Source organism: Gammaproteobacteria bacterium, assembly GCA_028817225.1.
In the GTDB taxonomy this organism is placed as follows: domain Bacteria; phylum Pseudomonadota; class Gammaproteobacteria; order Poriferisulfidales; family Oxydemutatoraceae; genus Oxydemutator.
In genome coordinates, this window is sequence record JAPPQC010000006.1 from 1 (window position 1) to 6,520 (window position 6,520).

Sequence of the window (6,520 nt, forward strand, 5' to 3'; positions counted from 1 at the left end):
CGGCGCGTGCATGGCGGTCTATATTGAAGACGGCGGCGCCAACGACGACGACGGCGTTGTCAACGGCGTGATTGAGGATCCGCTGAGCCCGTCAACGACGCGGCTTGCATCCGGCAGAAGCAGCGGCGGCAGTGTCGGCCTGACTGGCCTTGCCGGCCTGCTGTTGCTGCTGCTGTTCGCGCTGTCCGCCCGCCGCGCCGCCGCCCGGCGCCGCTGACGGCGGGCGCCTTCAGCGCGGCGGGCGCGCCGGCGCAAGCAGCGCGTCGGCGACCGCCGCCAGATTGTCAAACACTTCGACATCGCCGGGAAAGCCCGGCTGACGCAGCGTTTCCTCGCCGCGCCCGGTGCGTACCAGCATCGGCCTCGCGCCGGCGGTTTTCGCCGCCTGCACATCCTTCATCGTGTCGCCGACAAACGGCGCATCTTTCAGGCTGACGCCGAGCCGCTGCGACAGGTCTTGCAGCAGGCCGTCCGCCGGTTTGCGGCAGCGGCATTTTTCATCCGGGTGGTGCGGGCAGAAGAACAGTCCTTCAATGCGGCCTCCGAGCGCGTGCAGCAGGCCCTGCATCCGCGCCTGGATGTCGCCCAATGTCTCGACGCCGAACAGGCCGCGGCCAATGCCGGACTGGTTTGAGACGATGTAGATGCGGTAGTCCGCGTGGCACAGCCGCGCGATGGCCTCCAGACTGCCGTCAATGGGAAGCCATTCGTCGGCGGTTTTCACATAGTCGGCGGCGTCGTGGTTGATGACGCCGTCGCGGTCGAGCAGAATCAGGTTCACGCCGCCTCCGCGCCGGGTTTTGCATCAAGTTTCGAGAAGTCGGCGATGCAGGTGAACAGTGAGTGAATGTCGCGCAGCAGCCCGATGCGGCTGCGGCGTTCGTTCTCGTCTTCCGACATCACCAGCACTTCGTCGAAGAAGCGGTCAATCGGTTCGCGCAGTTCAACCAGCGTGTTCAGCGCGCCGAGGTAGTCGCGCCGCCCGGCAAGGTCGTTGACGCGCCGGCGGCGGTCGCGGAACGCGCGCTGGAGGGCGCTTTCGGCGTCGTCGCCGGCGCCGCCGTTGGCGGCGGTCGCGGCATTCGCGGCGGGCGCGTCTTCGGCGGCGGCGGGCGCGTCGGCGGCGCCGTCTTTTTTCAGGATGTTGCGGATGCGCTTGTTGGCGAGGGTCAGACTGCCGGTCTGCGGCAGCGCCTTGAAATGCCGCACCGCGGCCAGGCGCGCGTCGAGGTCCAGCAGTTGCAGCGGGCGCACCGCCATCGCCGCGGCGATTTCGTCGGCGGCGCAGCCGCGTTCCAGGTAATGGCCGCGGATGCGGTCGAGCAGATAGCCGGGCAGGCGCGCGATGCCGTCGGGGTCGGGCAGTTCGCCATAAGCGCCGGCGGCGCGCGCAATCCAGTCGCCGAGGTCAAGGTCGAGTTGCTTTTCAAGGACGATGCGCACGACCGCGGCGCCGGCGCGGCGCAGGCCGTACGGGTCTTTGCTGCCGCTCGGCAGTTCGCCGGCGCCGACGATGCCGGCCAGCGTGTCGAGGCGGTCGGCCAGCGCCAGCAATGCGCCGGCGGCGGTCGGCGCGAGCGCGCCGCCGGCGCGGCGTGGCAGGCGGTGGCCGCTGATGGCCGCCGCCACCGCCCCGGATTCGCCGTCGGCCAGTGCGTAATAACGCCCGATGACGCCTTCCAGCGCCGGGTACTCGCGCACCATGTCGGTCGCCAGGTCGGCCTTGCACAGATGCGCCGCGCGCACCGCGTCTTCGGCGGGTGTGTTCAGTTGTTCGGCCAGGTGTTCGGCCAGTTGTCCGACCAGTTGTTCCAGCCGCCGCGTCTTGTCGGCGAGGCTGCCGAGTTTGCGGTGGAACAGGATGCCGCCGAGTTCCGGCAGGCGGCTTTCCAGCGTGCGTTTTTGGTCCTGGGCGAAGAAGAAGGCCGCGTCCGACAGGCGCGGCGCGACGACGCGCTCGTAACCGCGGCGGATGTTTTCGGGCGCGGCGCTTTCGATGTTGGCGACGGCGACGAAGTCGGGCAGCAATGCGCCGCCGGCGTCCGCCGTCGGGAAGAATTTCTGGTCGTGTTCCAGCACTTCAATGATGACCTCGGCGGGCAGCGACAGGAAAGACGGGTTGAAGCGCGCGGCGATGGCGGCGGGCCATTCGGTCATCGCGGTGACTTCGTCGAGCAGCGCGTCGCCGACCAGCGCGCGGCCTTCGGCGGCGCGTTCAACCTGCGCGGCGATGCGCCGCCGGCGTTTTGCAAACGACGCGATGACGCGGCCTTCGGTTTCCAGCGTGTCTTCCCAGGCGTCGGCGTCGCGCACCGGCAGCGGTTGCGGACAGTGCTGGCGGTGCCCGTGCGTGACGGCGCCCGCGCGCACGCCGAGCACGCGCACCGGCGCCGCCTCGCCGCCGTAGAGCGCCAGCACCCAGCGCACCGGGCGGATGAATTCGTGCGCCGCCGCGCCCCAGCGCATGCGCCTGCCGGCGGGAAGCGCTTGCAGCGCGGCGGCGATGTGGGCCTCCAGCAGTTCCTGCACGGCGGCGCCGGTCTCGCGGCGGCGCAGGCACAGGCGGTTGTCGTCCGAGACTTGCAGGTCTTCAAGCGCGACGCCGCAGGAGCGGGCGAAGCCGAGCGCGGCGGGCGTCGGCTGTTTGTGTTCGTCATAACACCGGTCAAGCGACGGGCCTTTGCGTTCGGTGACGCGCCCGGGGCCGCGTTCCGGCAGTTCGGCGATGTGCACGGCCAGGCGGCGCGGCGTGGCGAAGGGGGTTGTTTGCGCGAAGCGGAAGCCGTCGCGCTCAAAGGCGCCGGCGAGGGCCGCGGCGAACGCCTCGCCGAGGGCTTGCAGTTGCGGCGGCGGCAGTTCCTCGGTGCCGATTTCAACCAGCAGGCTGCGCGTGTTCATGCGGTGTCGCCGGGCGCCGCCGGCGGTTGTTGTTCGCCGGGTTCGCCGGCGGACTCGCTATACAAGCGCGCCACTTCAAGCGTCAGTTTGCGCGTTCTCAGGATGTAGCGCTGCCTTTCGGTTACCGAGACGGCGTGGCGCGCGTCAAGCAGGTTGAAGCAGTGCGACGCGATGATGGTCTGCTCGTAGGCCGGCAGCGCCAGTTTTTTCGCCAGCAGTTGGCGGCATTCGCGTTCGCATTCGTCAAAGCGGCGCGCGAGCACGGCGGTGTCAGCCTCGTCGAAGTTGTAGGCGGATTGTTCGGCTTCGTTGCGCCGGAACAGGTCGCGGTAGAGCACGCGCTCGCCGCCGTGTTGCGACCACACCAGGCCGAACACATCGTCCACCCCTTGCAGACCCATTGCGAGGCGCTCCAGCCCGTAGGTGATCTCGCCGGTGACCGGTTTGCATTCCTGCCCGCCGACCTGCTGGAAATAAGTGAACTGGCTGATTTCCATGCCGTTCAGCCACACTTCCCAGCCCAGCCCCCACGCGCCCAGTGTCGGCGATTCCCAGTTGTCCTCGGCGAAGCGGATGTCGTTTTGGCGCGTGTCAATGCCGAGCGCCTCAAGCGATGCCAAGTAGAGCGGCTGGATGTCGTCCGGCGACGGCTTCAGCACGACCTGGAACTGGTAGTAATGCTGGAGCCGGTTCGGGTTGTCGCCGTAGCGCCCGTCGGTGGGGCGGCGGCAGCCCTGCGCGAACGCGCAGCGCCACGGTTCGGGGCCGAGCGAGCGCAGAAAGGTCGCCGGGTGAAAGGTGGCCGCGCCCATCGGCAAATCGCAGGGCTGCACCAGCACGCAGCCCTGCTCCGCCCAGTAGTTTTGCAGGCGCAGCAGGGTTTGCTGGAATGTCGGGGGCTGGTCTTGCATCGGGGGGCGCCGGGCTGTCGCGCCTATTCTACCAGCGCCGGCGCGCCGGTGCAGGCTTTCGTGGTGGCCTGATTTTGCTCCCAAAAACCGCTTGTCCGCCGGGCGGATACCGTTCGTCGGAAATGGGCCGGCGGAGGCTTGACGGCGGGTTATTTTTGCCGCGGGCGGGTCGTTCTTTGCATTCTCCGTGTCAAATAAGGTTGCGGCCCGTCCTTCAACTTCGTGGATTTTTCAGATGTTTGTCATTCCGGTTATCCGCTACATCGTGCTGTTCTTTCTGCTCGGACTGTTTTGGGCGTTCGGCGACTGATTCGGCGGCTTGATGCGGCGGCCAGGGGCCGCGCCCGCCTTTGGCGGCGACGGCGCGGGCGGCGTCGGCGAACGCGCGGCGGTCAATGCCGCGCAGTTCAACGCGCGCGGCTTCGTCGTAGTGCGTGAAGTGGCGTTTCATCGAGCGCAGGTAGAGCGGGTCGTAGTGCTGCTCCAGCAGGCCGCGCACGAGGCCGGTGATGTCGCCGGCGTCGCGGCGTCGCAGCCATTCGCGGATGCGCGCCTCGCCGGCGTGTTCGGCGAGGCGCGCCAGCGTTTGTTCAAGCAGCCGCGGGTCATCCAGAAAATGGCGGTATTCCGACACCAGGAACGGCACGCGCAGGTCGAGGCTTGATTCAATGCGGATGCAGCGACTGCCGCGGATGGCGTCCGTCAGCGGCGTCGGCACATGCACCTTGCCGATGCGGCGGCTTTCGGCCTCGACATAGACCGGGCGGGCCGGGTCGAGGCCGCGCATCTCGCGGCACAGCAGGCTTTCAAACCAGCGTTGCGGCGGCTGTTCGCCGCCGGCGACTTCGCCCAGCACCGAGCCGCGGTGGCTGGCGAGGCCTTCGAGGTCGAGCGCCTGCTCGCCGTGTTCGCGCAGCACTTCCAGCAGGCGGCTTTTGCCGACGCCGGTGCGCCCGCACAGGACGCGGAAGTCGAGCGCCGCCGAACAGTCGGCGATGGCGGCGATGACCGCGCGCCGGTACGCCTTGTAGCCGCCGGGCAGTTGCTGCGCGCGCCAGCCGATGTTGTTCAGTACATGCACCATCGCGGCGCTGCGCGTGCCGCCGCGCCAGCAATAGACCAGCGGCTGCCAGTTGCGTTCGCGCGACTGCCAGTGCCGCTGCAGGTGGCGCGCGATGTTGGCGGCGACCCTGGCGGCGCCGCGCTTCTTCGCCTCGAACGGCGACACCTGTTTGTACACGGTGCCGACTTCGGCGCGTTCGTCGTCGTCGAGCACCGGGAAGTTCGCCGCTTGCGGGATGTGGTCCTCGGCGTACTCGGCGGGCGAGCGCACATCGAGGATTTCATCGAAGCGGTTGATTTGTGCTAATGTCCGTTGCTTGTCGAAGGTTGTCACGATGCTGCGCCACCCCTGTCAATTGACCGCATTGTCGCACGGCGGCGGATGCGGATGCAAAATTCCGTCTGCGACGCTGTCGCGCCTGTTGTCGCGGATTCCGGCGCAGGCGTCGGCGGCGCTGATGGTCGGCGGCGAGGGCGCGGACGACGCCGCCGTCTATCGTCTGGACGACGGCCGGGCGCTGGTTGCGAGCACCGACTTTTTCGCGCCGGTGGTGGACGACCCGTATGACTACGGGCGCATCGCCGCCGCCAACGCGCTTTCCGACATTTACGCGATGGGCGCGCAGCCGGCGCTGGCGCTGAACCTGACGGGCCTGCCGCTTGAGCGCGTCGGCGAGGACGCGGCGGGCGAGATTCTGAAGGGCGGCGTCGAGATTTGCGCGCAGGCCGGCGTTGTCGTCGGCGGCGGGCATTCGATTGCCGCGGTGGAGCCTTTTTACGGCCTTGCGGTGTTCGGCTTCGCGCCGACCGAACACATCAGAACAAACGCCGGCGCGCGCGACGGCGATGCGCTGGTGCTCGGCAAGCCGCTTGGCATCGGCGTGCTGGCCGCCGCGCTGAAAAAAGGCCGTCTCGGCGAGGCCGCCTACCGCGAGATGATCCGGTGGAGCGTGAAGTTGAACGACATCGGCGCGCATCTCGGCACGCTGGCGCCGGTGCACGCGATGACCGATGTGACCGGCTTCGGGCTGCTCGGCCACCTGCTGGAGGTTTGCCGGGCGTCGCGCGTGCGCGCACATCTGCAACTGGCCGACATTCCGCTGCTGGAAGACGCCGTCACACTGGCGCGCGACGGCATCGCACCCGGCGCCATGCAACGCAATTGGGACAACTGCCGTGATGCGGTGCGCCGGGACAGTTGCCGCGGCGAGGCGCGCCGGAATGATTGTCGTGATGCGGTGCGCGCGGACGCGCCGGACGATATCCGCCGCGCGCTGCTGACCGACCCGCAAACAAGCGGCGGCCTGCTGGTCGCCTGCGCGCCGGACGCCGCGTCGGAAGTGGTCGCCGAATTCCACCGCCGCGGCTTCAACCGCGCCGCGCGCATCGGCCATCTGGAAAAGGCCGCGGACGCCGGTATTGTGATTGGAGACTGATACAGGACTGCATGTTATTCGCCGGCCTGCGCGCCGGATGCTTGCGCGTCATACGCCCGCCTGAAAGGCGAACACGAAGCCCTGACCCGGGCCGCCGCCTCAAGGCAATGCACGCCATGACCTTGTTGTGCTAATATGCGGAGAACATCGCCTTTTGGCGGTGCCCGCCCCGTTGGTTGCCGGGGAAACAGCATGAAGTTGAAAGTCATCATC

7 protein-coding genes are annotated in these 6,520 nt (G+C 68.4%); 2 read left to right on the top strand and 5 right to left on the bottom strand.

The features are described 5' to 3' along the window. On the top strand, nucleotides 1–217 hold a 217-nt coding region (locus tag OXU50_00435; GenBank protein ID MDD9868358.1), incomplete at its 5' end, for a hypothetical protein. 12 nt (nucleotides 218–229) lie between these two features. On the opposite strand, the gene gmhB is transcribed toward OXU50_00435, so the two are convergent. The 4 genes from gmhB to mnmH form a co-directional block, all read right to left on the bottom strand. After that, nucleotides 230–781, bottom strand: a complete 552-nt coding sequence (gene gmhB / locus OXU50_00440) for a D-glycero-beta-D-manno-heptose 1,7-bisphosphate 7-phosphatase (GenBank protein MDD9868359.1) — start codon at nucleotides 779–781, stop codon at nucleotides 230–232. Beyond that, nucleotides 778–2,898: a glycine--tRNA ligase subunit beta gene (gene glyS / locus OXU50_00445; protein MDD9868360.1), complete on the bottom strand. Its 2,121-nt coding sequence runs from the start codon at nucleotides 2,896–2,898 to the stop codon at nucleotides 778–780. Before glyS ends, gmhB begins: the two co-directional genes overlap by 4 nt. Beyond that, entirely contained in the window at nucleotides 2,895–3,809 is a 915-nt protein-coding gene (gene glyQ / locus OXU50_00450; protein ID MDD9868361.1) for a glycine--tRNA ligase subunit alpha, read from the bottom strand. The genes glyS and glyQ overlap by 4 nt, the downstream gene beginning before the upstream one ends. A gap of 214 nt (nucleotides 3,810–4,023) precedes the next feature. Continuing rightward, entirely contained in the window at nucleotides 4,024–5,205 is a 1,182-nt protein-coding gene (gene mnmH, locus OXU50_00455; GenBank protein MDD9868362.1) for a tRNA 2-selenouridine(34) synthase MnmH, read from the bottom strand. Between the two features lies 1 nt (nucleotide 5,206). Between mnmH and selD the strand changes: the two genes are divergently transcribed. Continuing rightward, nucleotides 5,207–6,307, top strand: a complete 1,101-nt coding sequence (gene selD, locus OXU50_00460; GenBank protein ID MDD9868363.1) for a selenide, water dikinase SelD — start codon at nucleotides 5,207–5,209, stop codon at nucleotides 6,305–6,307. Between the two features lie 14 nt (nucleotides 6,308–6,321). Here selD and OXU50_00465 read toward each other — a convergent pair. After that, nucleotides 6,322–6,520 (bottom strand): hypothetical protein (locus OXU50_00465; GenBank protein MDD9868364.1); only part of this gene is annotated, 199 nt, incomplete at its 5' end.

Excerpts from the sequence above, each read along its gene's own strand:
- glyS (MDD9868360.1), bottom strand. The coding sequence starts at position 2,898 with ATGAACACGCGCAGCCTGCTGGTTGAAATCGGCACCGAGGAACTGCCG.
- glyQ (MDD9868361.1), bottom strand. The coding sequence starts at position 3,809 with ATGCAAGACCAGCCCCCGACATTCCAGCAAACCCTGCTGCGCCTGCAA.
- selD (MDD9868363.1), top strand. The coding sequence starts at position 5,207 with ATGCTGCGCCACCCCTGTCAATTGACCGCATTGTCGCACGGCGGCGGA.